Raw genomic sequence first — 26266 nt, 5'->3', positions numbered from 1 at the left:
TGCCCACCCTACGGTGCACAACCGCCGCGTGACGTAGGGTGGGCATGCCCACGCGTACGTGCCGCACCATACCACTACCCTATCGGCGCAGCCCCGTTGGCGGAAAACCGCCGATTACAACTCGTCGAGCGAGAAGATGCGCTTGTGCTCGCGGATCGCATACCGGTCCGTCATCCCCGCAATGTAATCCGCAATCTTCCTCGCCTGCTTCATGGTGTCACCCGACGCCACCTGATAATCCGGCGGCAACAGCACCGGGTCCGTCATGAAGGCATCGAACAGCTCGCGCACGATGCGGCTGGCCTTCACGCGCATGCGGTTGACCTTGAAGTGGCGGTACAGATTCGCGTACAGGAAGCGCTTCAAGGCCGTCGTTTCGGCGCGCATCGCGTCCGAAAAGCGGATCAGGGGTTTCGAGGTGCGCACATCGTCGATGCTGCGCGGGGCGGCTTCCTGCAGCAGCGCGGCCGAGGTCTCGACCAGGTCCGCCGTCATCGCCGTGATCATCAGGCGGATCGTCTCGTACAGGGCGCGCCGGCCCGGCAGGCCCGGATACGCGGCTTCCACGGCGCGGCGGTGGCGGGCGAACAGCTCGACCTCCATCATCTGCTCCATCGTGAGCAAGCCGGAACGCAGGCCGTCGTCGATGTCGTGGTTGTTGTAGGCGATTTCGTCGGCCAGGTTGGTCAGCTGCGCCTCCAGGCTCGGCTGGGTCTTGTCGATGAAGCGCTGGCCCAGTGGGCCGAGGTTGCGCGCGTTCGTCAGCGAGCAGTGTTTCAAAATGCCTTCGCGCGTCTCGAACGTCAGGTTCAGGCCGTCGAAAGCGCCGTAGTGCTCTTCCAGATGATCGACCACGCGCAGGCTTTGCAGGTTGTGTTCAAAACCGCCGTAGTCCTTCATGCATTCGTTGAGCACGTCCTGGCCGACGTGGCCGAAAGGCGTGTGCCCGAGGTCGTGCGCGAGGGCCGTGGCTTCGACCAGGTCTTCGTTCAGGCGCAGGCTGCGCGCCAGCGTGCGGCCGATCTGGGCGACCTCGATCGAGTGCGTCAGCCGGGTGCGGAACAGGTCTCCCTCGTGGTTCAGGAAGACTTGCGTCTTGTATTCGAGGCGGCGGAAGGCCGTGGAATGGATGATGCGGTCGCGGTCGCGCTGGAACTGGCTGCGCGAACCGGGCGCCGGCTCTTCAAAACGACGTCCGCGCGAAGCCTTCGAATGCGCGGCATACGGGGCCAGGTGGGCGTCGAAATCGATCATGTCCTTATCCTTTTGTGCAGGCTTCCAGGGTAGCGGTCAGGAGATCCTGGGGCACGCTGGCGATGCGCGGGCTGCCCAGCGGTTTGAGCAGGATGAATTTAATGGCCCCGCCCTCGTTCTTCTTGTCGACTTCCATCAGTTCGATCCAGCGCTCCAGGCCGAGATCCGGCGCCACCGTCGGCAGGCCCGCCGCTTTTACCAGGGCGCGCACGCGTTCCACGGCGGCCGCGTCGATCTGGCCGAGCCGATGCGACAGGTCGGCCGCCATCACCATGCCGCAGCCGACGGCTTCGCCGTGCAGCCAGGCGCCGTAGCCGAGACCGGCCTCGATCGCGTGACCGAAGGTGTGGCCGAAGTTCAGCACGGCGCGCAGGCCGCCTTCGCGCTCGTCCTTGCGCACGACATCGGCCTTGATCTCGCAGGAACGCGCGATCGCATGCGACAGCGCTTGCGGATCGCGCGCCATCAGTTTGCCGATGTTGGCCTCGATCCAGTCGAAGAAGGCGGCGTCCAGGATGGCGCCGTGCTTGATCACTTCCGCCAGGCCCGCCGACAGCTCGCGGTCGGGCAAGGTTGACAGGGTGCTGGTGTCGGCCAGCACCGCGCGCGGCTGGTAAAAGGCGCCGATCATGTTCTTGCCGAGCGGGTGGTTGATGCCGGTCTTGCCGCCGACCGAGGAATCGACCTGGGCGAGCAGGGTCGTCGGAATTTGAACGAAGGGCACGCCGCGCATGTAACTGGCCGCGGCAAAGCCGGTCAGATCGCCGATCACGCCGCCGCCCAGGGCGATGAGCGTGGTCTTGCGGTCGCATTTGTTCGCCAGCAGTGCGTCGAACACCTGCATCAGCGAGCCCCAGTGTTTATGTTCTTCGCCGTCCGGCAGGACGATCTCGACCACGTCGCGTCCGGCCGCGCGCAGCGGCGCCGCCACTTGGTCCAGGTACAGCGGCGCCACCGTCGTGTTGGTGACGATCGCCGCCTTATGTCCGCCGACGTGGCGCGCCAGCAAAGAGGCGTCCTGAATGACGCCGGGGCCGATTGCGATCGGGTAGCTGCGCTCGCCCAGTTCGACGTTGAGGTTGGTGTATGCCGTTTGATTCATCGATGCCGCCCTTGCGCGCCGGGCCCGCCCTGCTTCGAGCGCGTCCAGCTGGTCCAAAATTGTCTGAACCATAGATTGTACGTTAGGTCGGCCGGTATCGATGACGAGGTCCGCGATCTCGCGGTACAGGGGTTCGCGCTGGGCCAGCAATTCCTCCAGCTTCTTGCGCGGATCGGCGGTCTGGAGCAGCGGCCGGTTCTTGTCGTGCGAGGTGCGTTGCAGGATGCTGCCGATGCCGGCGCGCAGGTAAATGACGGTGCCGCGTTCGGCAAGATGGGCGCGGCTGGCGGCGTCGAGCACGGCGCCGCCGCCGGTGGCCAGCACGATGCCGCGCTGGCCCGTGAGTTCGCGGATCATGTCCGCTTCGCGCCGGCGGAAGCTCGCCTCCCCTTCGATTTCGAAGATCCACGGGATCGTGGCGCCGGTACGCGCCTCGATCGCATGGTCGGAGTCGACAAAACGCTTGTTCAGCCGGCGCGCCAGGAGCCGGCCGATGGTGGTCTTGCCGGACCCCATCAGTCCGACAAGAAACACATTTTCGGATTTCACATCAGTTAGTGGTAAACGTAAACGGTGTGATATTACCCTTTGGCGTCTTGATCTGGAGTGTAAACGAGCCGCCGACGCAAGCGGCATCGCTCTTGTTCGGCTTGATGGACAGGTAATGGTAGGTACCGCCGCGCAGATTGGTCGAGGCAATCTTGTCCGGCGAAACCGCCGGCACGCTGACGTTGCTGCCCGGCTCGACCGACAGCGTGGTGTCATACGGCATCGGGTTGTTGTTCTTGTCGGTCACGCGCACGACCAGCTGGCCGTCGCTGCAGCTATTGGCAGTGCTTGGCAGGGTGATGACCGACGCGTTGCCATCGTTGGCGGTCCAGTCGCGCCATGCGCTGCCCGTCCACACCTGGCGCGTCACCTGGGCGAAGGAGCCGCTGAACACCACTTCCACCGACTTGCGGATGTAGTTCATGCCCCACTTGCCGTTGCCGCTGGCGGCATAGCTGGCATGGCCGTACGGGAACGGCAGGTCGCCTGCGGCGCCGTTGTAGCTGCCGTCGATATTGGTGTCGAGGAAAGCGTCGCCGAGGTCCTCGAACGGCTCGCCGCCCGACACGCAGGTGTCGACCAGCTGACGGTAGCTTGCTGGCACGGTGGCATCGCCCGAGGTCCAGTTGCTGCAGCTGTACTGGCCGTCGCCGTTGACGTCGGTGAAGGTCTCGACACCCTGCACGTAGGAAAGCAGGGTGACACGGCCATCGGCCGGGCGGAAGTCCTGGCTGCGCAGGTCGACCGAGCAGGCGCCGTTGAGGGTGGTGCAGCCGCCGCGCGCGGCGCTGCCGATGGAACCGCCTTCGGTCACGAAGTTGATCGCGGTGTTGTCCGAGACCGGATTGCCGTACTGGTCGGCCAGCATGACCGTGACCGGCGTGGTCTCGCCGTCGTAGTCGCCGCCTTCGATGTTGTAGCGGCCGACGCTCATCGACATCGATTTCTGGATCGGCAGGCCGGTCGAGACCGTCAGCGCATCGGACAAACCGGTGATGCTGACGCCATTGCGGCGCGCGCTAGCGATCACGCGCACCGGGGTCGGGATCGTGCCCGACGAGACCGTGGCGACGACGTTGCCGGAGGCGTCGGTGGTGGCGCGCGCCGGGCTCACGGTGAGGCCGCCGGTATTCGTGGTGGCGCTGAAGTCGACGTCGACGCCGGCCAGGCCGTTGCCCTGCTGGTCGACCACCTGGAAAGTCAGTTGCGCCGATTCCGAACGGCCTTCGCCGCCCGAGCCCTTGAGCACGATCGAAGTGCCCGCCAGGCTGCTGCCCGAGAACTTCACGGTGCCGATGTTGGCCGCACCGACGTCGATGCCGATGGTCTGGCTCGAGTTGCCGATCGCGGCGGTGATCGTGTCGCGTCCGCGCACGCAGCCGTTGTTGGTATAGGTGGCCAGCTGCACGCCGCCGCTCATCGCGCCCTGCACCAGGGTGGCGGTGCCGTCGCCCACGCACTGCGAGCTCAGCACCAGGCCGGTCGAGACGCCCGCAGGCTGGCCGCCGCTGGTGACGGGGATCTTCAGCGCCACGGTGCTGAAGGCCGGCAGGGTGCCGCTCGGCGCCGGCGAGAAGGCCAGCGCGCCCACCGTCAGCGGGGCCGCACCGATGGTGATGTTGACGCCGCTGCTGCCGGTCGTGCCTTCGACGACCGAGGTCGCGCTGACCGCGACCGCACCCGCCGTGGTGAAGCTGGCCGGCTTGACCGAGACCACGGCCACGCCGTTGGCATCGGTCAGGGCCGAGCCGGTGCCGGGCGTGAAGACCAGCATGTCCTGGTTCGCGGTCGCGAACTGGACGATCGCGTTGGCGGCCGGCTTGCCGGCCGGGGTCAGCACGGTCGCTTTCAGCGTGGCGCTCTGCCCGCCCGACAGGCTGTTGATCGCGGCGCCGGAACCGTCGACCATGGTCACGGCAACCTTGGCCTGGGCCGTGACGGTGCTGCCGGTACCGGTGCTGCCGGTGCTGCCGGTACCTGTACCGGTATCGGTGCCGGTGCTGCCCGTGTTGCCGGACTTGGCCGGCACGGCGCCAGGATCGCCACCGCCGCCACCGCAGGCGGTCAGGACCGCGGCGGCGATCAGGGTCATTGCCGCCACGCGTCCAAGGGCGGCGGAAGGAGTACGGGTGGATGCATGCTGCATGTTGTTGTTCCTATTCTTTGTCAGCTGTAAAAAATGCCGGAACGTCGTTCGACGGTCCGGCAGTCTCGGTGTAGGTAATGCGTGTCTCTTGGAGGTACGGCGTTCAGCGTCCCGACGTCATGCGGTCGGCGACGATCTTCGGCGTGATGAAGACCAGCAGTTCGGTCTTCGCGCTCTCGCGGCCCTGGGTCTTGAACAGGTAGCCCAGCACCGGGACGTCGCCCAGCAGCGGCACCTTGCTCACGTTGGTGCGCTCGGTCTGCTGGTAGATACCGCCCAGCACCACCGTGCCGCCATTCTCGACCATGACCTTGGTCTTGACGTGCTGGGTGTTGATGGCAAAGCCGGCGCGGGTCTCGTCGCCCTTCGAATCCTTGCTCACGTCCACTTCCAGCACCACGTTGCCGTCCGGGGTGATCTGCGGGATCACTTCGAGGCGCAGGTTCGCCTTCTTGAACTCGATCGAGGTGGCGCCGCTGGAGGACGCTACCTGGTACGGCAGTTCGATACCTTGCTCGATCACGGCCACCATCTTGTCTTCGGTGACCACGCGCGGGCTGGAGATGATCTTGCCCTTGCCATCCGCTTCCAGCGCCGACAGTTCCAGGTTCAGGAAGCGGTTGTCGGCCGACGAGAACAGCGAGAAAGCGATGCTCGACGGGTTGATGCCGTTGATCGCGGCCGCCGGCAGGTTCACCATCGTGGTGTTGGTGTAGGCGTCGCCCTTGTCCGGGGTCTGCAGGGTGTCCTGGCCGACGCCGAGCAGGTTGCCGCCGATGGCGACGCGGTTGTTGCCGCCGATGCCGAAGCCCTGGTCGCCGCCGCGCAGGGCGCGCATGTCGTTGAAGCCGATCTTGGCGCCCAAGTTGCGCGAGAAGCCGTCGTTCGCTTCGACCAGGCGCGCTTCGATCAGGACCTGCTTCGAGGCGACGTCGGTCTTCTGGATCAAGAGGCGGATGTCTTCGATCTTGGAAGCGATGTCGGTCACGAACAGCTGGTTCGTGCGCGGATCGATGATCGCGCTGCCGCGCTTGGACAGCACGCGGTTGCGCGTGTCGGTGGTGGCGGCGCCGGTCGCATCGAGGCCGAACACGGTGCGGAAGGATTCGGCTTTCTGGTAGTTCAGCTGGAAGATTTCCGACTTCAGCGGCTCCAGGTCCGAGATCTGGGCGCGCTGCTCGAGTTCCAGCTTTTCCTTGACCAGCAGTTCCTCTTTCGGCGCGATCCAGATCACGGTGCCGTTCTTGCGCATGTCCAGGCCTTTTGATTGCAGGATCACGTCCAGCGCCTGGTCCCAGGGCACGTCTTTCAAACGCAGGGTCAGGCTGCCGCTGACCGAATCGCTGGCGATGATGTTCAGGCCCGAGATGTCGGCCACCGCCTGCAGCGCGGCGCGCACTTCGATGTTCTGGAAATCGAAACTGATCTTCTCGCCGCGGTAGCCTTGCGGGCCCGAAGCCAGCTTGTTCGGGTCTTCCTTGACCGGACGCACGGCCACCACCAGCTGGGTGTCGCTCTGGTAGACCGACTGTTCCCACTGGCCGTTCGCTTCGATGATCATGCGCACGTTGCCGCCGTTGGCACTGGTCGTCACGCGCTGCACCGGGGTGCCGAAGTCGGTCACGTCGAGGCGGCGGCGCAGGGTTTCCGGCAGGCCGGTGTTCATGAAGTCGACCTGCACCTTGTTGCCGATCTGGCGCACGTCGACGGCCACCGCGTTGTTCGGCAGGTCGACCACGACGCGGCCTTCGCCATTGCTGCCGCGGCGGAAGTCGAGGTTGCGCAGGGTCTGACGTGGGGCGGCGGCTTGCGCCGGCGTGGAGACAGGCGCCGCGGCCGTTTGGGCCACGGCGGCGCCGGCGCCGGCGACCGTCACCACGACCGAGTTACCCTGGATCGCCGTCGTGTACGGCGCGGGGCGCTTCAGGTTCATCACCAGGCGCGTACGTTCGCCGGCCTGCACCACGTTCACGCCGCGCACTTCGCCCAGGTTGATCTCCTGCGCGCTTTTTCCCGTGGCATTGCTGGTCGCGCCGAAATCGAGCGCGATGCGCGCCGGATTCGTGATCGCGAAGCCAAGCGGCGGCTTGCTAGGTGCGTTCTTCATCGCGATGTTGACCACCACGTTCGCGCCCTGCTGGTTGGCGCTGATCGACTCGATCGCATTTTCTTGCGCGTTGGCCGCGCCCCCCAGCGCCAACAGCACCGGCACCAACATGGTGCCGATGGCGCGCTTCAGGTTCATCATTGCGAATGGGGTCATTTCCCGATCTCCTTGCTTTCCTGCAATTCCAGCTTCGATATGCGCTCGACCCAATCGCCGGCGGCGTCTTGTACCAGTTCCCGGATCTCCACCGCGGCCGGGGTCACGCGCGTCACCTGGCCGAAGTTCTGGCCCAGGCGCTGTCCTGCCCGCACGCGGTAGACACTGCGCTCGATCTGCACCAGGGCGAAGCTGACGCCGCCCTTCTGCATCATGCCGACCATCCTCATGGTGTCGAGTGGGTAGGCTTCCAGCGCTTCGCGCGGACGGTTCAGGTCCGGCTGCGCCGCGTTCGGTTCCGACGCCAGCGTGCCGGGACCTGCCAGCTTGTCGGCGCTGAAGGGATCCGGTGCCTGCGCCTGGTTGTAGGCATAGGGGACGAACTCCTTCGATTCCGGCAGCGGCTTGACCGAGGGCTTGGTCTGCGCCTTGGTTTCTTCCATCCAGGTGCGCACTTCGCGCACGTCGCTGTCGCCGCAACCGGCCAGCAGCAGGGCCAGCAAGGCCGGCACCATCAATTTTGCGGACCTCATGGCGTGCCCTCGGCTTTCTTGTTCTTCTTCGCCTTCAGGCGCGCAGCCTTCTGCGTCGCCAGTTCTTCCTGGTCGAGGTAGCGGAAGGTCTTGGCGATCGCTTCCAGCGTGAGCGAGCCGTCCTTGTCCGTTTTGAGGCGCATGTTGTTGAGCGTGACGATGCGCGGCAGGTGGGCCATGTCGGCAGCAAAAGCGCCCAGGTCATGGTAGCTGCCCGACAGTTCGATCGCGATCGGCAGTTCCGCGTAGTAGTCGCGCACGACGACCTGGTCGGGACGGAACAGCTTGAATTGCAGTCCGCGGCCGACGCCGGCCTGGTTGATGTCCGACAGCAGCGCGGCCATCTCGGCCTTGCTCGGCAACTGCTTTTCCAGGCGTTCGACCGACTGGTCGACCTGGATTTTCTGCGCCTGCAGCGCTTCCAGGTTCACGGCCTGGGCGATTTTCGAGCGGTACTCGTCGCGCAGCGACGATTCCTTGCTTGCCAGTTCTTCCTGCGTGTCGAACTGCCCGCTCCAGTAACCGAAATAGCCGGCCACGATCACGGCCGCCATCACGCCGGCCGCGCACAGCAGGCGCGGCGCCAGCGGCCACAGGCCGGGAGGACGCCCCTGCAGGTCCTGGAATTGGGACGACAGCTCGGCGCCCAGTTGTTTCAGGTCGATGTTCATGGCTTGCTCCCCTCGGCCTTGGCGATGCCGGCCAGCGGGGCTTTTCCTTTACCGTCTTTTGCGTCCTCGCCCTCTTCGTTTTCGCGGGCGCGCTTGATGTTGACCGCCAGCGTGAACTCGACCGCCTTGCGCACGATCTTGCCTTGCGTGATCGTGGCGGCTTTTACCTCGGTGAGGTCGGGGCGTTCGAGCCAGGGCGAATTGCCGGACAGGTTGCGCAGCAGCTCGGCCACGCGTTCCTGCGATTGGGCATAGCCGTTCAGGATCACGCGCTGGCCGTTCTGCTCGAAGCCTTTCAGGTACACGCCTTCGGGCGTCTGGCGCACCAGTTCGTCGAACAGGTAGACCGGCTGGTTGCGGTCGCCCTGCAGGTCTTCGACGGCCTGCTGGCGCGACTTCAGCGCGTTGATTTCTTCCTTCAGTGTGGCGATGTCCTTGATCTTCTTGTCGAGTTCCGCGTTCTCGGTGGAGAGCGCGGCATTGCGCTGTTCCTGGATCGCGATGCGGCTGGCGTTCCAGCCGCCGACCAGCAGCACCACGGCCACGCCCAGCAGGCCGCCGAGCACCAGCATGGCGATGAAGGCCGCCTGCTTCTGTTTGCGTTTCGCTTCCCGGTGCGGGAGCAGGTTAATCCGGATCATCAGCCGAACCTCCGCAGGCCAAGGCCGCAGGCAACCAGATACGACGGGCCTTCGGCGCGCAGCTGCGCTTCGCGCAGGTTCGGCGCCAGCAGCATGCCGTCGAAGGGCGCCACGGTGGCGGTCGGGATGCGCGTGCGGCCGCCGATCAACTCCACCAGGCCGGGCAGCTGGGCGCTGCCGCCGGCCAGCCAGATCTGGTCGATGCGGGTGTACGGCGTCGAAGTGAAGAAGAACTGGATCGCGCGCGTGACTTCCAGCGCGGCGCTTTCCAGGAAAGGCGTCAATACGTCGGCATTGAAGTTTTCCGGCAAATCTCCCGACTTCTTGCGCGCTTCCGCTTCCTCGTAGGCCAGGCCGTAGCTGCGCACGATGTCCTGGGTTAGCGTGTTGCCGCCAAAGGCCTGCTCTTTTTCGTAGACGGTGTCGCCGTTGATCAGCATCGACACATGGGTGATGCCGGCGCCGATCTGGAACAGGGCGACGATTTTCTCGGCGCCGAGGGCTGCGCGCCCTGGCGCGACGCCCTCGATCGAGCGTAACAAGGCGGCGCGCGCGGCGTAGGATTCGATGTCCATCACGGTGGCCGTCAGGCCGGCCGCTTCGGCCAGCGCCACGCGGTCCTCGACCTTTTCGCGGCGCGCCGCGGCCAGCATCACTTCCATGTCCTCGGGCGAATTGGCGACCGGGCCGACCACGTCGAAGTCCAGGCTGACTTCGTCGAGCGCAAACGGGATGTACTGGCTGGCTTCGGATTCGACCTGCACTTCCAGCTGGTCTTCGGCCATGCCGGCCGGGAGGATGATCTTCTTGGTGATGACGGCCGCGGGCGGCATGCCGAGCGCGACGTTGCGGGCACGGGTACCGCTCTTCTTCCAGATGCGGCGCACGGCCTCGGCAACCTGGTCGAAGTTTTCGATATTGCCATCGACCACGGCGCCGCGCGGCAGCGCTTCGAAGGCGTGGCGTTCCAGGCGCACCACGCCCTTGCCGGCGTCGGCCAGCTCGACCAGGCGCAGGCCCGACGTGCTGATGTCGAGGCCGGCGAGCGGCGGGCTCGACTTCCCGAACAAGGAACCTAGATTGATCACGAGCGTACTCCTCAGCTGCGGCCTGCGTGTCAGGCCAAAATATCCAACGCCCGCGCAGGGGAAAAAATCTTCTTATGAAACCGAAATCATGTGCCTACATAGGAGGCACCGCATCAAATCCTATCCAGAATAGTGCGCCTGGACAAGATATTTCTTCACTGGAACATTACAATCCGACGGGGATGCCACACTCTGATATTCCCTTGGTAATACCTCTTGTCACCTCGTCCACAAAGCACCTTGCCGCCCTGTCTGCGGCTGAGCTTGCGCCACCACGGAAGGGGGTGCCTTATAATGAGGCGGATCAATTTTGTGAGTCAGCATGAAATCTTCCCAAACGACGAATTCCCCGGCACCGAACAAATTCAGCGCCAAGCGCCTGATCCTGTGGGCGTTTGCCTCCCTCGCCGGGCTCGCCCTGGTCGGCGTGCTGCTGGTAGTGTTCGCGCTGGCGATGGCCTACCCCAACCTGCCGGCCCTCGATACCATCACCGACTACCGGCCCAAGATGCCGCTGCGGATCTTCACGGCCGATAACGTCCTGATCGGCGAGTTCGGCGAGGAGCGCCGTACCCTGGTGCGTTTCAAGGACATCCCGGACGTCATGAAGAAGGCCGTGCTCTCGATCGAGGACGACCGTTTTTATCAGCACGGCGGCGTCGACTACATGGGCGTGCTGCGCGCGGCCCTGCACAACGCCACCGGCTCCGGCGCGCGCCAGGGCGCGTCGACCATCACGCAGCAGGTGGCGCGTAACTTCTTCCTGTCTTCGGAACAGACCCTGAAGCGCAAGGCCTACGAGGCCCTGCTGGCCTGGAAGATCGAAAAGAACCTGAGCAAGGACCAGATCCTCGAGGTCTACATGAACCAGATCTACCTGGGCCAGCGCGCCTTCGGCTTCCAGTCGGCGGCCCAGATCTATTTTGGCAAGGACCTGCGCGACATCAGCGTGGCTGAAGCGGCCATGCTGGCCGGCCTGCCAAAAGCGCCATCGGCTTATAACCCCGTGGTCAATCCAACCCGCGCCCGCACCCGCCAGCAGTACATCCTGCAGCGCATGCATTCGCTCGGCTACATCACGGACGCCCAGTTCGAGACCGCGAAAAACGAAGAGTTGAAAATCAAATCGGACAGTACCGCCTTTGGCGTGCACGCCGAATACGTGGCAGAGATGGCGCGCCAGCTGGTGTACGAACAGTTCAAGGAAGACACCTATACGCGCGGCCTGAACGTGTTCACGACCATCACCAAGGCCGACCAGGACGCGGCTTATCTTGCCCTGCGTCGCGGCGTGATGGACTACGAGCGCCGCCACCCGTATCGCGGCCCGGAATCGTATATCGAGATCCCGAAGGACAAGACCGAAGCCGACGAGGCGATCGAAGCGGAGCTGGCGGAAAAGCCGGACAGCGACGATATCGTAGCCGCCGTCGTGCTGGCGGCCTCGCCGTCGAGCGTGACGGCCGTGCTGGCCTCGGGCGAAGAGATCAAGATCACCGGTCCCGGCCTCTCGTTCGCGTCGAGCTGGCTGTCCGCCAAGGCGGCGCCGAACCGCCGCATCCGCCGCGGCGCGCTGATCCGGGTGACCCAGGATGGCTCTTCCGACTGGAAGATCACGCAGATGCCGGAAGTCGAATCGGCCTTCGTTGCGGCCAGTACCGAAGATGGCGCGATCAAGGCCCTGGTCGGTGGCTTCGACTACAACCGCAACAAATTCAATCACGTGACCCAGGCCTGGCGCCAGCCGGGCTCCTCGTTCAAGCCGTTTATCTATTCGGCTTCGCTGGAACGCGGCCTGTCGCCGGCGACGCTGGTGAACGATGCGCCGATCTCCTTCGACGCCGGCCAGACCGGCGGCCAGGCCTGGGAGCCGAAGAACTACGACGCCAAGTATGAAGGCCCGATGACGATGCGGCGCGGTTTGACCAAGTCGAAGAACATGATCTCGATCCGCATCCTGAACCGCATCGGCGCGCGCTACGGCCAGGAATACGCGACCCGCTTCGGCTTCGACGCGGAAAAGAACCCGCCCTACCTGACGCTCGCGCTGGGCGCCGGCGCCACCACGCCGCTGCAGATGGCCGGCGCCTACGCCGTGTTCGCCAACGGCGGCTACCGCATCAGCCCTTACCTGATCTCGAAGGTGACCGACAGCGCCGGTAAAGTGCTGTCGGAAGCGCGTCCGGAACGCGCCGGCATGGAGGCGAACCGCGTGATCGATGCCCGCAACGCCTTCCTGATGGACAGCATGCTGAAGGACGTGGCGCGCTACGGCACCGCCGCGAAAGCCTCGCAAATCCTGAAGCGCACCGACATCGCGGGTAAAACCGGCACCACCAACGACTCGATCGACGCCTGGTTCGCCGGCTACCAGCCGAAGGTGGTGGGCATCGCCTGGATGGGCTACGACCAGCCGAAAAACCTGGGCAACAAGGAAACCGGCGGCGGCCTGGCCCTGCCGATCTGGATCGGCTACATGCAGACGGCACTGAAAGGCGTGCCAATCGAGGAACGCGAAGTGCCGCCGGGACTGCTTATGGCGAACGGCGAGTACTACTATGCCGAGAACCCGCCGGGAACGGGCGTGCAGTCGCTGGATGTGGGCACGACGCCGGCGCCGGCTGAACAGAAGCAGCAGGACGCGGTGCGGAATGAGTTGTTTTAAAGACTGAAAGAATATTTCGTTGGATGCTCATCCGTGAAATATTCTTTCACGATGGGCATACGCTTTACGCGGGCATGCCCGCCCTACGGTGCGCGACGGCTACGGGCAGTGGTGCACCGTAGGGCGGGCATGCCCGCGTCACAACGCCCGGATTACCCGATCTTGACCGGCGCGCCGCCCTGCTGGGTGGCGATATCGGACAAGGCCGCAAAGAACTCCGAATCGTCGCGCGTGTTGCGCCACTCGTCGCCGACGCGCTTGTAGTGGTAGCCGCCGGCACGCGCCGCCAGCCACATTTCCTGCAGCGGCGCCTGGCTGTTGACGATGATCTTCGAGCCATTGGCGATGAACTCGATCTCGAGCACGTTGCCGTTGCGCTTGCACTCGACGTCGACCACGTCGTCGTCGTTGAGCTTGTCGAAACAGGTTTCGATGCGGTTCAGGGTCGAATCGGCCAGGTCCAAAAATTCGGATTCGGTCATGCTACACTCCAAGGTCTTGATCAAACCGTGATTCTAATCGTGAAGTCACCTACCGCGCGCCTTATTACCACTGCGATTCCCACCGCGCTTGCTATCGTCCTGGGCGGCTGCGGCCAGACCGGCCCGCTGTACATGCCGCGACCGCCGGCCAAGCCGGCCGCGGCGCCGGTCAAACCGGTGACCCCGGTCGTCTCCCCGACCTCGGAAGCGCTGCCGCCGCCGAACCAGACCCTGAACCCGCCCGTCCAATAAGCCATTCATGTCGCACTTTTCGTACCAAGACGGCGTCCTGCACGCCGAACGCACCCCCGTGTCCCGCATCGCCGAAGAATTCGGCACGCCGGCCTATGTCTATTCGAAGGCGGCCCTGCTGGAGAATTTCGCCGCCTACAGCGACGCCTGCCTAGGGCGCGACGCCCTCGTCTGCTACGCGATGAAGGCCAACTCGAACCTGGCCATCCTCGACCTGCTGGCGCGCCAGGGTGCGGGCTTCGACATCGTCTCGGGCGGCGAACTGCTGCGCGTAATCGCGGCCGGCGGCGATCCGAACAAAGTGATCTTCTCGGGCGTGGGCAAGACCGAGGACGAGATGCGCCTGGCCCTTAGCAAGGGCATCCTCTGCTTCAACGTCGAGTCGATCCCCGAGCTGCACCGCCTGAACGCCGTCGCCGGCAGCATGGGCAAGCGCGCCCCGGTCTCGCTGCGCGTGAACCCGAACGTCGACGCCAAGACCCACCCCTACATCGCCACCGGCCTGAAGGCGAACAAGTTCGGCGTGGCCTTCGACGATGCCCTGGACACCTACCGCACTGCCGCCTCCCTGCCGCACCTGGACGTGGTCGGCATCGACTGCCACATCGGTTCGCAACTGCTGGACGACGCGCCGCTGCTGGAAGCGCTCGATAAACTGATCGAGCTGATCGACACGCTCGACGGCGAGGGCATCCACATCCACCATCTCGACATCGGCGGCGGCCTGGGCGTCGACTACGGCGTGGCCGGCGACAAGCCGCCGGTGCCGGTCGGCGAGTATCTCGGGCGCCTGTTCGCGCGCATCGACGCCTGGCGCGCCGCGCGCCATGACGGCCGCCCCGTGAAAGTCATCTTCGAACCGGGCCGCTCGATCGTCGCCAGCACCGGCGTGCTGGTCACGAAAGTCGAGTTCCTCAAACCCGGCGCGGAAAAGAACTTCGCCATCATCGACGCCGCCATGAACGACATGATGCGTCCGACCCTGTACGGCGCCTGGATGGACATGCAGCCGGTCGTGCCGCGCGAAGGCGAGAAGGCGGTCTACGACATCGTCGGCCCGGTCTGCGAATCGGGCGACTGGCTGGCGCGCGAACGCGCCCTGGCGCTGGAGCCGGGAGATTTGCTGGCGATGATGAGCGCCGGCGCCTACGGCATGACGATGGCCTCGAACTACAACACGCGCGGCCGCGCGGTCGAGCTCATGGTCGACGGCGACCAGGTGCACGTGATCCGCCAGCGCGAGAATCCGGCGGACCTGTTTGCGCTGGAGACGATGCTGAAGTAAGCACGCCGGCAGTACGTAAAAAAAGAACCGCGCTCTCTTTCGAGGCGCGGTTTTTTGTTTTCAGGCCGGGCTTAATTGTTCAGCAGGACCTGGGCGATGATGCCGGTGGCGATCGCGGCCAGCACGTAGTCGTTGCCGGCACGGACCCACTGGTGACCGCGCGGAGGCGCGCTCAGGTGGCGGGCGCGCCAGTCGGTGACGACGTAGCGGCTGCCGCGGTATTCCTGGCTCAGGCGTCCGCCGCGGCGCAGGTCGTGGCGCGGACCGCCGCCGCGGGTGTCGTCGCGGTGATAACGGCGGGCGTCGTCGCGGCGGTTGTCGTGGCGGTCGTAGCGGTCATTGTCGCGCTGATGGGTTCGTGCATCCCGCTCGTAACGATCATGGCCATACTCGCCGCGTTGGGCGAACGCGCTGCCGCTGGCGGCGACGCTCAGGGCGATCAGTGCGGAGGCGATCAGTTTGGTTTTCATTGTCGTTCCTTTCGGTGGTAACGCGAAGGTTGCGTCGATGGATCCATTACACCGCCGATCGGCCCCAACAGGTGAAGCAGACCGGTAAGGAAGGCTACGAAATGTTTCAGAGCGTAAATACGCTCAGACGCGCGCCGGGGCCTGCGCCGCCTTGGTTTTCGTGCGGCTCCAATACACCCGCAGCCCCAGCAGCAGCGCCACGATCACCAGGAACAGGGTCGGCTGCGCCAGGTTGTTCTTGGCCGCCTTCATCCACCAGAAGTGCAATATGGCGAGCGGCGCGATCAGGTAGATCAGGCGATGCAGCCATTGCCAGCGCTTGCCGCCCAGACGCTTGATCATCGCATTGGTGCTGGTCGCGGCCAGCGGGATCAAGAGCACGAAGGCGGTGAAGCCGACCAGAATGAAAGGCCGTTTCGCGACGTCGCGCAACATGGCGGCCACGTCGAAGAAATGGTCGAACCAGAAGAAGGCGATGAAGTGCAACAGCGCATAGAAAAAGGTGTACAGCCCGAGCATGCGCCGCAATCTCACGAGCCAGTTCCAGCCGGTGAAGCGGCGCAGCGGCGTCACCGCCAGCGTGGTGCAAAGCAGGTACAGGGCCCAGTCGCCCGTCTCGTGGGTGATGTACTCGAGCGGATCGACCAGCTCGCCCCCGAACACGAGCAAGGCACCCCAAAGAAATGGCAGCAGCGCCGCGACGAAGACGGCGCCCTTGATCAGCGGGATCTGTTTGGCCGAGGGATTGAAGGCCATTTCAGAAGAACTTTTTCAGGTCCATGCCGGCGTACAGCGAAGCGACTTCCGGGTAGCCGTTGAACATCAGGGTTTCGCGCTTTTTCTTGAAGAAGCCATCCTCGCCGATGCGGCGCTCGCTCGCCTGCGACCAGCGCGGGTGATCCACTTTCGGGTTCACGTTCGAATAGAAACCGTATTCGGAAGGCGCCGATACGTTCCAGGCCGTCTTCGGCTGGTCGCGCATAAAACGGATGCGCACGATCGACTTGGCGGATTTGAAGCCGTATTTCCAGGGCACGACGACGCGCACCGGCGCGCCGTTCTGGTTCGGCAGCACCTGGCCGTACATGCCCACCGTCAGCAGCGTCAGCGGGTGCATGGCCTCGTCCAGACGCAGGCCCTCGACATAGGGCCAGTCGAGCACGCCGCTGCGCAGGCCCGGCATCTGCTTCGAATCGGCCAGGGTCGTGAATTCGACATAGCGGGCGTTGCCGGTCGGTTCGACCTGCCTGATGAGGTTCGACAGCGAGTAGCCGACCCAGGGGATCACCATCGACCAGCCTTCCACGCAGCGCAACCGGTACACGCGCTCTTCCAGCGGCGCCAGCTTGGTGAGTGAGTCGATGTCGAGGCGCATGGGCTTCTTGATCTCGCCTTCGATGGAGACGGTCCAGGGACGGGTCTTGAGCGTATGGGCGTTGTCGGCCGGATCGCCTTTATCGAGACCGAACTCGTAGAAATTGTTGTAGTTGGTCGCGTCCTTGAAGGCGGTACGCGGCTCGGTGGTGGACAGCGCCGGATTGGCCTTCGCGGCCAGCTTCTGCCCTGCCGGGGTTTGGGCGAAGGCCTCGCGGTTGGCCATTTCCCACAGCGCGCTGCCGACGGCGGCGCCGGCCGCCATGCGGGCGATGAACTTGCGCCGCTCCTCGTAGACTTCACGCGGCGTGATTTCGGAGGAAAGCGGCGGATTGCTGCCGTCGCGGTGTGGTTTGATGAGCATCGCTAACTCCAGGCAATTGAATCTTTACCTTACACGATTTCGTCAAATTGGCATGCCGCGTTGGCCCTTTTTTACAAAGGCGTTACAACTCTCCGTAGGAATGCAGACCCGACAGGAACATGTTGACGCCCAGGAAGGCAAACGTCGTCACCAACAGGCCCACCACCGACCACCATGCCGCCACCCGTCCGCGCAGGCCGCTCATCAGGCGCATGTGCAGCCAGGCCGCGTAGTTCAGCCAGACGATCAGTGCCCAGGTCTCTTTCGGGTCCCAGGACCAGTAGCCGCCCCAGGCTTCGGCCGCCCACAGCGCGCCGAGGATGGTGGCCACCGTGAAGAAGGCGAAACCGACCGAAATCGACTTGTACATGACGTCGTCGAGCACTTCCAGTGCAGGCAGGCGGTCGGCCAGGATGCCATGCGATTTCAGCAAATACGCGGTGCCCACCATGGCCGCCAGCGCGAAGGTGCCGTAGCCGATGAAATTGGCCGGCACGTGGATCTTCATCCACCAGCTCTGCAGCGCCGGCACCAGCGGTTGAATCGCGGCGGCGTCGCGCGAGACCGTGTACCAGAGCAGGAAGGCGACGGCGGCGCCGATGATCAGGAGGACAAAGGCGCCCAGCTGGCGCGTGGCGTAGCGCTTCTCGTAATACAGGTAGAACAGGGCCGTGATCATCGCGAACAGGATGAACACCTCGTACAGGTTCGACACCGGAATGTGGCCGACGTCGCTGCCGATCAAATACGACTCGAACCAGCGCACCATCATGCCGGTAAAGCCGAGCACCACCGCGGCCCAGCACAGGCGCGAGCCGATCGCGGCGCCGGATGGCGAACGGGCCAGCAGGCCGATCCAGTAGAACACGGTCGAGAACACGAACAGCGCGCTCATCCACAGGATCGCGGACTGGCTCGACAGCATGTATTTCAGGAAGAATTTTTGCTCGGCATTCACCAGCGCGCCGTCGTACAGCGACACGGCCCACAGCGACAGCAGGGCGACGAGGGGCATCAGCCAGCGCACCGGCTTCCAGTGCCAGCCGAGCGCGGCAAAGGTCGGCGCGGCCAGCAGCAAAATCGCGCGCTCGTAGATGTCCATGTAGCCGGCGTAGCGGTTCAGGGCGAACAGGGCCGCGGCGAGCAGGCCGGCGCCGAACAGCCAGTCGACCGCGCTCAGGCTACGGAAATAGCCTGGCGCTTCCTTATAGGCCTCCTTGTGGGCCATGCCGGGCTTGAGTTGGGATGCTTCCATGCTTGTCTCCAGTGCCAATTTTTGGAACAGCTTACGCCGATTGCGCCAGCTTGGCTGACAGCTCGGCGTGTTCTTTTTCGAAATCCAGGGTCTTGCGCTGGGTGCTCATCGCCATCAGGGCATGGGCGCCCTCCTCGTTCTTGCGCACCCAGACCCACAGTCTCCGCTCGCGAATATAGAACATCGCGAAAATGCCGGCAATCAGCAGCACGCAGCCGAGATAGACGATCTTCTTGCCCGGCGAACGCGTCACCTGCAGTACCGAGGCTTTGACTTCATGGAATTCCTCGAGTTGCAGGTAGACCGGGGCGCCGTAGAAGAAACTGTCGGACAGCGCATTCGTCGCCAGCTGCAGGAAGCGCGCATGGGTGTCGTTGCCTTCGATGGCCGGCAAGCCCTCGCGTGCGCGCGCTGCCTGCCACAATTCCCACAGCACGCCGTTGAGCATCTTGATGAAGACGCCAGCCGCCTTTTCCTGCTCGGCCGCGGGGATCTTTTCCAGGAACTGCGCCACGGCGACAAAGCCGCCCGGCGTGCCCACGCCTGCGAACATGCCCAGCGTGCGCTCGGCCGAATCGCGCAGCTGTTCGGCGAATGCCGCGCCACCCTGCTGCCCTTGCGCCATGGTGCGCGTGGCGTAGCGCTGCGCAGCCTCGGCACGCAAAGCAGGATCGGCCAGCGCCGCGCGCAGGCGCATCCATTCGCGCACGCTGTAGGCGTCGTCGGCCGGAATGCGCAGGAAGCGGAAGGTTTCCGACGGGCTGGAACGCACGCCGGCCAGGTAGACCTGCGATCCCTCGAGCGTCACCGGCTGCATGTAGTTCAGGAATTCCTTGGCCTGTCCGGTCTGGTCGCGCAGTTTGTATTGCACGCTGGGGCCGACATTTTTCAGGTCCTTGTTGTCGGCGTATTTGCCGGCCGAGCCGGAGGCCTTGCCCAGCGTCGCCGCGAACTGCTCGTTGAGCGTCTGCCCTTTCGCCACCGCGCGCGGATCGTTGCCGGACACGTTCTCGACATTAAAAGGCCGGAAGCCCGACCACTCGACCGAGAAGCTGCTGCCGGCCGCCTTCAATTCGGTCGCGCCATTGACTGCGCCGCTAATCGAAAAGCTCTTCGCATCCGGCCCCGTCATCGGGAAGCCGGTCAGTTTCAGGCGGCTGCCGCCATCCTCGAAGCTGGACTGGTAGACGGCAACGCCTTTATAAATCAGCGGTTCGTTGACCTTGATGGTCGCCGGGAAGGTTTTATTCCCTTCGCGGTCGTGCACGAGGACTTCGCTGGCGAACAGCTTCGGCATGCCGGTCGAGTAGAAATCGATGTTGAACTTCTTGAGTTCGATGTCGAAAGGCAGTTCCTGCAGCAGCGAGCCGCTGGCTTGCTGGATGGTGGCCACGCGGCCGATCTGCCCTTCGGCCAGCAGGATATTGCCGCGGTAAGTCGGGTTGTTGACGCTGAGACGGTGCTGGGCCGGGACGTCGGAGATCAGGCCGCCGCCCATGTAGGGGGTCTTACCGAAGAACCATTGCTGCATGCGGATGGGCAGCTCGGAATCGAGCATGCCGCCGAGCAGGATCACGATGATGGCCGTGTGCGCGAAGATATAACCGAACTTGTTGCCGGCGCCCTTCTTGGCCGCGACCAGGGTGCCGTGTTCCTTCTCGACGATTTTCACTTTGTAGCCGACATGGCCCAGGCGCACGGCGCTTTGCTCGGCCAGCGCGCGCGCATCCAGCGGCGCCGTCCATTCGGCCTTGTGGTGGAAGTTGCGCAGCGACTCCTCGCGCACACTGTCGCGCCAGCTGCGCATGTCGCGCATCATCTTCGGCGCGTTGCGGATCACGCACAGGCTGGTGGAGACGATCAGCACCAGCAGAATCAGCAGGAACCACCAGCTCGTATAGACCGTGTACAGGCCGAGCTTGCGGAAGACTTCGTACCAGAAGGGACCGAACTGGTTCACGTAGTTCGGCATGATGTCGCCCTGGCGCAGCACGGTGCCGACGATGGCGGCGATCGCCAGGATCACCAGCAGGCTGATCGCAAAGCGCATCGACGAGACCAGCTCGACGGTTTCGGCGAGCCAGGAGCGGCGCGTTTTCAGTTCAATTCCGGTGGTGCTCATGGTTCTTGCGACTTCCTTGTACAGCATAGTTTGCAGCAAAAAGGGCGCCAGCTCGCGCTGCCGCCCTTTCGGTACTCAGGTCAAGCCAGACAGATTAACGCAGGCCGGCGATATAGTCAGCGACAGCCTTCATTTCATCGTCCGACAGACGCTGCGCCAGCGCCGTCATCTGCGCGCTGTTCTTGCGTGCCCCGGTGCGGAAGGCGACGAGCTGGGCGGTCGTGTAGTCCTGCTGCTGGCCGGCCAGGCGCGGATACTGGACCGGGATGCCGGCGCCGGCGGCGCCATGGCAGCTGGCGCAGGCGGCGACGCCCTTCTCGGCAATGCCACCGCGATAGATCTTGCGGCCCAGTTCGACGGTATCCTTGTTCTTCGCAGCGCCCTGCTTGGTCTTTTGCACGGCGAGGTAGGCGGCGACGTTGCGCTTTTCCTCGTCGGTGAGCATCTTGGCGTAGGTCGTCATGACCGGGTTCACGCGCTGCGGCGTCGTGAAGTCGACCAGCTGCTTGTGGGTGTAGGCTTCGATCTGCGCCGACAATTTTGGGTTTGCTGCGATGGTGGAATTGCCGTTGGCGCCGTGGCAGGACAGGCAGGCCGGCAGGCCTCTAGCGGTATCGCCGCTTTCGTACAGGGTGGCGCCTTTGGCGGCGTCGGGTTTGGCGGGGCGCTGCGCTTCGGCTGCGCCAGCGACGTTGCTGAGAGCCAGGGTTGCAACCAACAACGATTTCACGAACACCGCGTTAGCGGACGATACAGACACACGATTCATTCGAGCACCCTGAAAAAGTCGACAACAAGAATATTGTAATTACAGCGGCCTAACCGGCTCCCGGAGGGAAGCCCCAAACAATTGATAACCCCTTATTGTACAATAGCTTTGTTTCCTCATTGCTTCATTTCATTGCCTTTTTCACCTCTTTCCCAATGTCCAAACTCTGGCAAGCCCGCTTCTTCACGACCGTCAACCAGCTGCGCGATCTCCCCAACACCGTGGTGCCGGAGATCGCCTTTGCCGGCCGTTCCAACGCGGGCAAGTCGACCGCGATTAATATCCTGACCAACCAGAAGGGCCTGGCATTCGCCTCGAAGACCCCTGGCCGCACGCAGCACATCAATTATTTTTCGATCGGTGGCGCCCACGTCGCCCAGCACCGCAAGGACCCGACCATCGTCGAGGAAATCCGCGCCCTACTGGTCGACTTGCCGGGTTATGGCTATGCGGAAGTGTCGGGCAATGCGAAATTGCACTGGCAAAAGCTGCTGGGCGACTACGTCCAGCGGCGCGAGCAGCTGGCGGCCCTGGTCCTGATCATGGATTCGCGCCGCCCCTTCACCGACCTCGACGTGCAGATGCTCGAATGGTTCGCCCCGACCGGCAAGCCGATCCACTGCATTCTCACCAAGGCCGATAAGCTCAACCGCAACGAGCAGGCGAATGCGCTACGCGAAGCGAAGGGCGTGCTGGAGAGCTATGTCGACGAGGATGGCGAAGGTTTTCCATTTACCGTGCAACTGTTCTCGGCCCTGAAGCGGATCGGCATCGAAGAAGCGGACGCCAAGATCCAGTCCCTGATCGGTCTGGACATCGAGCCCGAGATCGACGATGCGATCGACGGCGGCAGCGATCCCGACTAATCCTGAAGAAAGCGATCACGATGAGTTCCATCATTACCGGCCAGTACCCCGCCACCCGCATGCGCCGCATGCGCCGCGACCCGTTCTCGCGCGCCCTGATGCGCGAAAACACCGTCACCGCCTCCGACCTGATCTACCCGGTCTTCATCCTCGACGGCGAAAACCAGCGCCAGCAGGTGGCCTCGATGCCGGGCGTGGAGCGCGTATCGGTGGACCTGCTGCTGAAGGTGGCGGAAGAATGCGTGTCGCTCGGCATCCCGGTGCTGGCCCTGTTCCCGGTGATCGATGCCTCCCTTAAAACTTATGACGGCGTGGAAGCGACCAACCCCGACGGCCTGGTGCCGCGCGCGGTGCGCGCCCTGAAAAAGCACTTCCCGGAGCTGGGCATCCTGACCGACGTCGCGCTCGATCCGTACACGACCCACGGCCAGGATGGCCTGCCGGACGAGACCGGCTACATCGTCAACGAAAAGACGATCGCCATGCTGACGCGCCAGGCGCTGGCCCAGGCCGAAGCCGGCGTCGACGTCGTTGCCCCATCCGACATGATGGACGGCCGCATGGGCGTGATCCGCAATGCCCTCGAGCAGCGCGGCTTCATCCACACGCGCCTGATGGCCTACTCGGCCAAGTATGCCTCGGCCTTCTACGGCCCCTTCCGCGACGCCGTCGGCTCGGCCGCGAACCTCGGCAAGGCCGACAAGAACACCTATCAAATGGACCCGGCCAACAGCGACGAAGCCCTGCGCGAAGTCGCGCTGGACCTGGCCGAAGGCGCCGACATGGTGATGGTGAAACCCGGCATGCCCTACCTGGACGTGGTGCGCCGCGTAAAGGAAGAGTTCAAGGTGCCGACCTTTGCCTACCAGGTCAGCGGCGAGTACGCGATGCTGAAGGCCGCGGCGCAGAACGGCTGGCTCGATCACGACAAGGTCATGATGGAATCGATGATGGCCTTTAAACGCGCCGGCGCGGATGGCGTGCTGACCTATTTTGCGCTGGATGTGGCGCGCAAGCTGAAGGCGAGCCTGTGATTTTGTAGGGGTGGTCGAGGCCAATGGCCTCGACCACGGTTTCATCGGGCAATTTTGCCCACGCGGTCTCACCATTCGAACATCGGCGCCACATGCACCCGCCGCTGGCCTGGCTTCTCGCTGACGCTGTTACGACGATGCGACCGCGTGGGCATGAATGCCCGATGAAACCGTGGTCAAGGCCATTGGCCTCGACCACCCCTACGAAACCGTGCCGAGGCACGGTTTTTTTATGCCCGCAGGCCGGGCTCAATACGCCTCGACATCCACTCCCACCAGCTCCACCTGCCCCATGTCTCCCATCCCATGGTGCCCCATCGCCGTATGCAGCGGCACGACGCGCACCCGCAAGCCGCCGTCCGTATCGCTGCGCTGGCTGGTGCCGGCACTGCCCAGCTTCTCGCCCAGCGGCAGCGCGAAGGTCAACGGGCCGCCGTGGCGGTGGTGGCCGAACATGATGATGGTGCCAAGGTAGAAGGGGCTGTTCGCATCGACCGAGGACAGGTCGTCGGGGCCGTTCAGGACCACGACATAGGGGTCGTGCGCCATGTCGCTGAAGCTCAGGGTGACGTTGGCCACCAGCGTGATCCCGGACGTCGCCGCGGCCTCGATCGTCGCGGCCGGCACGGGCACGACGGCGCTGGCCGGCTGCTCGCCGCCAACGCGCCGGGTGAGGACCTTGCCTGGGAAGGAACGCGGGCCCGCCGGGCGCGAACGCGGCCGGCTGTCGGTGCGCGGCACCACGTCTTCACCGGATCCGGGCTCGTAGTCGTAGTTGAATGCCGCCATCGCCGCATAGGCGCCGGCCCGCGTTTCCTTGACCGGCGCGCCCTGCGCGTCGACGAAGAACAGCAATTGCTCGCGTGCCCAGCGGTAGTAGTCGGTCGCCTTTTCTGCGGCTGACTTCTGGTCGTCCGGCAAGTCGGTGCGCAGTTCCACGCCGCTCGGCAGGGTCGGCAGTCCGAGGCGCTGCTGCTTGCGCTCCCAGACATCCCACAGGCGGTCCATGTTGCCGTGGTGGAGGAAGAAGATCGGGTCGACCGGCGACAGCATGTCGGCCATGAAACCGCGCGACTCAACGAAGTTGCAGTCGCGCGAGCCGACGCAGCGGTGCACCGAATTGTGCGGCTTCGATTCCAGGATGCCGAAGCCGGCCGAAGTGGCGTGGTTCGAGGTCTTCGGGCTGGCGAAGGTCGGGAAGTCGGGCGCGGCCAGTGCCGCGCGGATGGTGGCAGTGGAGACGGAATCGGTGGTGGCGGCATTCAATTCGGGACGTTCGCGACGCAGGCCGCGCGCACCCGGCTGCTCGTAGAACAGGCGTCCGGACGGGTCGCTCACGATATCGAACATCAGGTCCTGCTCGAAGCGCACGCTGCGCCCGAGCAGCTGGCCGAACTGCGAATTGCGGCTGAATACACCGTTCGGCGAAGTCCAGTAAGCGGAGTTGGCGAGCGCCGAACGCAGGCGGGCGTCGAAGTCGGCGGCGGTCGGGATATAGGCCTCGTGGTTGGGGTCGAGTACGCCGTCGAACATGCCGTCGGGGACCTTGGGCTCCGCCGTCCAGTCCCAATAGGGCAAGGCGAAGCGCGGGTAGCCGCTCAGTTCGCGGCAGATCTGTTCAAAATAACCGAGATAGGCACGGTGCCAGGGCAGGAACCACCAGTTGCCGTGCGGGCAGTCGAGCGTGTGGATGATGGCATGGCGATACCAGTTGCGCGGGTCTTCGGGCGGCAGCGCCAGCATCGCGCGCACCGCCTTCGCGTACATCTTGAGCATGTGCTTGCCGACAGGACTCGACGCGTTCGGGCGGCGCCAGGTACGTGCATGCGCTGTGGACACGAGAGGCGGTGCTGCGGACAGGCCGAACGGCAACATGCCGGCGGCGAGGGCGGCGCCGGTCTTGACCAGGGTGGCACGACGTGAGGGATCGAAGGCGGATAACGGCTTCTTGCTCATGGGTTGCTCCGGGAGGATCGCCCGCCTGCACCCGGGGTGGGCACGAACCGGCTGGCGTGAAACCAGCCTAGCTCGTCCATATCAGTTCCCCATAATGCACCGCAAAGGTGCGGTTCGGTTACCGCACAGGATGTCGACGATGTTTTCCGCGGAAAAGAAAACGGCCGCATGAGCGGCCGCACAGTCCGGGAGCAAGCGTGTTCAGCGTGCCGGCGGCCTGTATTCCGGGAACATTTCCTTCATCAGGAAGGCCTGCAGTTCGGCCGTATCCTTCGGCCGTGCGCTCATCGTGATGACCTTGCCGAGGCGATGCGAATCCCATTCGAAGTCGCCCGATTTCTCGCGGCGGATCAGTTCGATCATCTTCTTGACGACGGCGGTCTCGACATCCGGCTCGCTGCCCTGCTCCACCGTCACCGCGGTCAGCCAGCGGCGCTTGAAGTTCGGGTTCCAGCCACGGAACTTCAAGTCCATGCTGTGGAAGGTCTTGTTCGAGATCGAGAAGATGCCGCCGCTCTCGTTGGCATCGTCGCGGCCGCGGTTGTTGATCGCGGCAATGTTCGCCAGCGCATTGCGGGAGCCGCGTGCGGCTTCGCTTTCCTCCGTCGTGGTACTTGGGTCGGTCGCGCCGCGCGCCTGGCGACGCTTGGCGATGTACTCCGTCATGTCCATGTCCGGCGGAATTTCCTCGCGCTTGGGCTCGGGTGGCGGTTCGACCTTGGCCACCTCGACCGGTTTTTCGTTCGGCAAGGTGATGGTGTCGGGCAAGCGTTCGACGCGCGGCGTCGTCGGGCGCAGGCGCGGCGTACTTTTGTTCGGCTGGGTCGGCTTGACCGTCGACTTCTGCGGCGGCGGCGGGGACGGTTTCTTCAAGGGCGCGACATACACGACCTCGCTGCCGTCGGGCGGACGGGCTTTCTTTTCCGGCTTTTCGGGCTGGTAGAAGTACAAGGACACCAGCAGCAAGTGCAGGAGGATCGTAACGGCCAGGCCGATGCGGCTGGTGCGGTGGTCGCCATATTGCGGCACAGTGGGGCCGCGGCCAGGCAAGGGCTGCCCGCAGTGTTCGCACACTTCGCCGTGCTCTACGCAAATATGGGATTGGTCACGCAAGATCGATAACAC

General features: G+C 64.4%; 22 protein-coding genes. 5 read left to right on the top strand and 17 right to left on the bottom strand.

Going from position 1 to position 26266, the window contains the following annotated elements; translation table 11 throughout:
• Positions 1 to 114: 114 nt before the first annotated feature.
• The 8 genes from C2862_RS09970 to C2862_RS09935 form a co-directional block, all read right to left on the bottom strand.
• Positions 115 to 1254: a deoxyguanosinetriphosphate triphosphohydrolase gene (locus C2862_RS09970; protein ID WP_136219972.1), complete on the bottom strand. Its 1140-nt coding sequence runs from the start codon at positions 1252 to 1254 to the stop codon at positions 115 to 117.
• A gap of 4 nt (positions 1255 to 1258) precedes the next feature.
• Positions 1259 to 2872: a bifunctional shikimate kinase/3-dehydroquinate synthase AroKB gene (aroKB, locus tag C2862_RS09965; protein WP_229467378.1), complete on the bottom strand. Its 1614-nt coding sequence runs from the start codon at positions 2870 to 2872 to the stop codon at positions 1259 to 1261.
• 34 nt (positions 2873 to 2906) lie between these two features.
• Positions 2907 to 5051: an Ig-like domain-containing protein gene (locus C2862_RS09960; RefSeq protein ID WP_136219970.1), complete on the bottom strand. Its 2145-nt coding sequence runs from the start codon at positions 5049 to 5051 to the stop codon at positions 2907 to 2909.
• A gap of 103 nt (positions 5052 to 5154) precedes the next feature.
• A complete protein-coding gene (gene pilQ, locus C2862_RS09955) occupies positions 5155 to 7314 on the bottom strand; it encodes a type IV pilus secretin PilQ (protein ID WP_136219969.1) in 2160 nt (719 codons plus the stop codon).
• Complete coding sequence (locus C2862_RS09950; RefSeq protein WP_136219968.1) at positions 7311 to 7847, bottom strand: pilus assembly protein PilP; 537 nt, start codon at positions 7845 to 7847, stop codon at positions 7311 to 7313. Before C2862_RS09950 ends, pilQ begins: the two co-directional genes overlap by 4 nt.
• Positions 7844 to 8518, bottom strand: a complete 675-nt coding sequence (locus C2862_RS09945) for a type 4a pilus biogenesis protein PilO (protein ID WP_136219967.1) — start codon at positions 8516 to 8518, stop codon at positions 7844 to 7846. The genes C2862_RS09950 and C2862_RS09945 overlap by 4 nt, the downstream gene beginning before the upstream one ends.
• Positions 8515 to 9159: a PilN domain-containing protein gene (locus tag C2862_RS09940; RefSeq protein ID WP_136219966.1), complete on the bottom strand. Its 645-nt coding sequence runs from the start codon at positions 9157 to 9159 to the stop codon at positions 8515 to 8517. Before C2862_RS09940 ends, C2862_RS09945 begins: the two co-directional genes overlap by 4 nt.
• Positions 9159 to 10247, bottom strand: a complete 1089-nt coding sequence (locus C2862_RS09935; protein WP_136219965.1) for a pilus assembly protein PilM — start codon at positions 10245 to 10247, stop codon at positions 9159 to 9161. The genes C2862_RS09940 and C2862_RS09935 overlap by 1 nt, the downstream gene beginning before the upstream one ends.
• 322 nt (positions 10248 to 10569) lie before the next feature.
• Between C2862_RS09935 and C2862_RS09930 the strand changes: the two genes are divergently transcribed.
• Positions 10570 to 12912, top strand: coding sequence for a penicillin-binding protein 1A (locus C2862_RS09930; protein ID WP_136219964.1), 2343 nt, complete (start codon positions 10570 to 10572; stop codon positions 12910 to 12912).
• Between the two features lie 152 nt (positions 12913 to 13064).
• Here C2862_RS09930 and cyaY read toward each other — a convergent pair whose 3' ends face one another.
• Positions 13065 to 13394 (bottom strand): iron donor protein CyaY, encoded by a 330-nt coding sequence (gene cyaY, locus C2862_RS09925; RefSeq protein ID WP_136219963.1) that lies wholly within the window; start codon positions 13392 to 13394, stop codon positions 13065 to 13067.
• 39 nt (positions 13395 to 13433) lie between these two features.
• Between cyaY and C2862_RS09920 the strand changes: the two genes are divergently transcribed.
• Positions 13434 to 13646 (top strand): lipoprotein, encoded by a 213-nt coding sequence (locus C2862_RS09920; protein ID WP_210735943.1) that lies wholly within the window; start codon positions 13434 to 13436, stop codon positions 13644 to 13646.
• A gap of 7 nt (positions 13647 to 13653) precedes the next feature.
• Positions 13654 to 14931: a diaminopimelate decarboxylase gene (gene lysA, locus C2862_RS09915; RefSeq protein WP_136219962.1), complete on the top strand. Its 1278-nt coding sequence runs from the start codon at positions 13654 to 13656 to the stop codon at positions 14929 to 14931.
• A 71-nt stretch (positions 14932 to 15002) separates the two neighbouring features.
• Here the strand turns inward: lysA and C2862_RS09910 are convergent, their stop codons facing one another.
• From C2862_RS09910 to C2862_RS09885, 6 genes are all read right to left on the bottom strand, one after another.
• Positions 15003 to 15401 (bottom strand): RcnB family protein, encoded by a 399-nt coding sequence (locus C2862_RS09910; protein WP_136219961.1) that lies wholly within the window; start codon positions 15399 to 15401, stop codon positions 15003 to 15005.
• 123 nt (positions 15402 to 15524) lie between these two features.
• Positions 15525 to 16157, bottom strand: coding sequence for a sulfite oxidase heme-binding subunit YedZ (locus tag C2862_RS09905; RefSeq protein WP_136219960.1), 633 nt, complete (start codon positions 16155 to 16157; stop codon positions 15525 to 15527).
• Position 16158: 1 nt separating this feature from the next.
• Complete coding sequence (msrP, locus tag C2862_RS09900; RefSeq protein ID WP_136219959.1) at positions 16159 to 17139, bottom strand: protein-methionine-sulfoxide reductase catalytic subunit MsrP; 981 nt, start codon at positions 17137 to 17139, stop codon at positions 16159 to 16161.
• A gap of 82 nt (positions 17140 to 17221) precedes the next feature.
• Positions 17222 to 18367 carry a c-type cytochrome biogenesis protein CcsB gene (gene ccsB / locus C2862_RS09895; protein WP_373888252.1) on the bottom strand — a complete coding sequence of 382 codons (1146 nt, stop codon included), beginning with the start codon at positions 18365 to 18367 and terminating at the stop codon, positions 17222 to 17224.
• 58 nt (positions 18368 to 18425) lie between these two features.
• Positions 18426 to 20516 carry a cytochrome c biogenesis protein ResB gene (locus tag C2862_RS09890; protein WP_136219957.1) on the bottom strand — a complete coding sequence of 697 codons (2091 nt, stop codon included), beginning with the start codon at positions 20514 to 20516 and terminating at the stop codon, positions 18426 to 18428.
• Positions 20517 to 20610: 94 nt separating this feature from the next.
• A complete protein-coding gene (locus C2862_RS09885) occupies positions 20611 to 21285 on the bottom strand; it encodes a cytochrome c (RefSeq protein ID WP_136219956.1) in 675 nt (224 codons plus the stop codon).
• A 155-nt stretch (positions 21286 to 21440) separates the two neighbouring features.
• Here C2862_RS09885 and yihA point away from each other — a divergent pair, with 155 nt between their 5' ends.
• Together yihA and hemB are read left to right on the top strand one after the other, a co-directional pair.
• Positions 21441 to 22151 carry a ribosome biogenesis GTP-binding protein YihA/YsxC gene (gene yihA / locus C2862_RS09880; RefSeq protein ID WP_136219955.1) on the top strand — a complete coding sequence of 237 codons (711 nt, stop codon included), beginning with the start codon at positions 21441 to 21443 and terminating at the stop codon, positions 22149 to 22151.
• A gap of 20 nt (positions 22152 to 22171) precedes the next feature.
• Positions 22172 to 23185, top strand: a complete 1014-nt coding sequence (hemB, locus tag C2862_RS09875; RefSeq protein ID WP_136219954.1) for a porphobilinogen synthase — start codon at positions 22172 to 22174, stop codon at positions 23183 to 23185.
• A gap of 249 nt (positions 23186 to 23434) precedes the next feature.
• On the opposite strand, the gene C2862_RS09870 is transcribed toward hemB, so the two are convergent.
• Both C2862_RS09870 and C2862_RS09865 read right to left on the bottom strand, forming a co-directional pair.
• Positions 23435 to 25141, bottom strand: coding sequence for a tyrosinase family protein (locus tag C2862_RS09870; RefSeq protein WP_136219953.1), 1707 nt, complete (start codon positions 25139 to 25141; stop codon positions 23435 to 23437).
• Between the two features lie 201 nt (positions 25142 to 25342).
• A complete protein-coding gene (locus C2862_RS09865; RefSeq protein WP_136219952.1) occupies positions 25343 to 26254 on the bottom strand; it encodes a hypothetical protein in 912 nt (303 codons plus the stop codon).
• Positions 26255 to 26266 lie beyond the last annotated feature (12 nt).

The organism is Massilia sp. Mn16-1_5 (assembly GCF_004798585.1).
Classification (GTDB): Bacteria; Pseudomonadota; Gammaproteobacteria; order Burkholderiales; family Burkholderiaceae_D; genus Telluria.
This window is presented reverse-complemented; position numbering and strand designations above follow the sequence as displayed.

What these genes read in the sequence shown, in the direction of transcription:
- C2862_RS09970 (WP_136219972.1), bottom strand. Translation starts at nt 1,254, where the DNA reads ATGATCGATTTCGACGCCCACCTGGCCCCGTATGCCGCGCATTCGAAG.
- yihA (WP_136219955.1), top strand. Translation starts at nt 21,441, where the DNA reads ATGTCCAAACTCTGGCAAGCCCGCTTCTTCACGACCGTCAACCAGCTG.
- C2862_RS09905 (WP_136219960.1), bottom strand. Translation starts at nt 16,157, where the DNA reads ATGGCCTTCAATCCCTCGGCCAAACAGATCCCGCTGATCAAGGGCGCC.
- C2862_RS09910 (WP_136219961.1), bottom strand. Translation starts at nt 15,401, where the DNA reads ATGAAAACCAAACTGATCGCCTCCGCACTGATCGCCCTGAGCGTCGCC.
- C2862_RS09885 (WP_136219956.1), bottom strand. Translation starts at nt 21,285, where the DNA reads ATGAATCGTGTGTCTGTATCGTCCGCTAACGCGGTGTTCGTGAAATCG.
- C2862_RS09870 (WP_136219953.1), bottom strand. Translation starts at nt 25,141, where the DNA reads ATGAGCAAGAAGCCGTTATCCGCCTTCGATCCCTCACGTCGTGCCACC.
- C2862_RS09950 (WP_136219968.1), bottom strand. Translation starts at nt 7,847, where the DNA reads ATGAGGTCCGCAAAATTGATGGTGCCGGCCTTGCTGGCCCTGCTGCTG.
- lysA (WP_136219962.1), top strand. Translation starts at nt 13,654, where the DNA reads ATGTCGCACTTTTCGTACCAAGACGGCGTCCTGCACGCCGAACGCACC.
- C2862_RS09960 (WP_136219970.1), bottom strand. Translation starts at nt 5,051, where the DNA reads ATGCAGCATGCATCCACCCGTACTCCTTCCGCCGCCCTTGGACGCGTG.
- pilQ (WP_136219969.1), bottom strand. Translation starts at nt 7,314, where the DNA reads ATGACCCCATTCGCAATGATGAACCTGAAGCGCGCCATCGGCACCATG.
- C2862_RS09940 (WP_136219966.1), bottom strand. Translation starts at nt 9,159, where the DNA reads ATGATCCGGATTAACCTGCTCCCGCACCGGGAAGCGAAACGCAAACAG.
- aroKB (WP_229467378.1), bottom strand. Translation starts at nt 2,872, where the DNA reads ATGGGGTCCGGCAAGACCACCATCGGCCGGCTCCTGGCGCGCCGGCTG.
- msrP (WP_136219959.1), bottom strand. Translation starts at nt 17,139, where the DNA reads ATGCTCATCAAACCACACCGCGACGGCAGCAATCCGCCGCTTTCCTCC.
- cyaY (WP_136219963.1), bottom strand. Translation starts at nt 13,394, where the DNA reads ATGACCGAATCCGAATTTTTGGACCTGGCCGATTCGACCCTGAACCGC.
- C2862_RS09930 (WP_136219964.1), top strand. Translation starts at nt 10,570, where the DNA reads ATGAAATCTTCCCAAACGACGAATTCCCCGGCACCGAACAAATTCAGC.
- C2862_RS09890 (WP_136219957.1), bottom strand. Translation starts at nt 20,516, where the DNA reads ATGAGCACCACCGGAATTGAACTGAAAACGCGCCGCTCCTGGCTCGCC.
- hemB (WP_136219954.1), top strand. Translation starts at nt 22,172, where the DNA reads ATGAGTTCCATCATTACCGGCCAGTACCCCGCCACCCGCATGCGCCGC.
- C2862_RS09945 (WP_136219967.1), bottom strand. Translation starts at nt 8,518, where the DNA reads ATGAACATCGACCTGAAACAACTGGGCGCCGAGCTGTCGTCCCAATTC.
- ccsB (WP_373888252.1), bottom strand. Translation starts at nt 18,367, where the DNA reads ATGGCCCACAAGGAGGCCTATAAGGAAGCGCCAGGCTATTTCCGTAGC.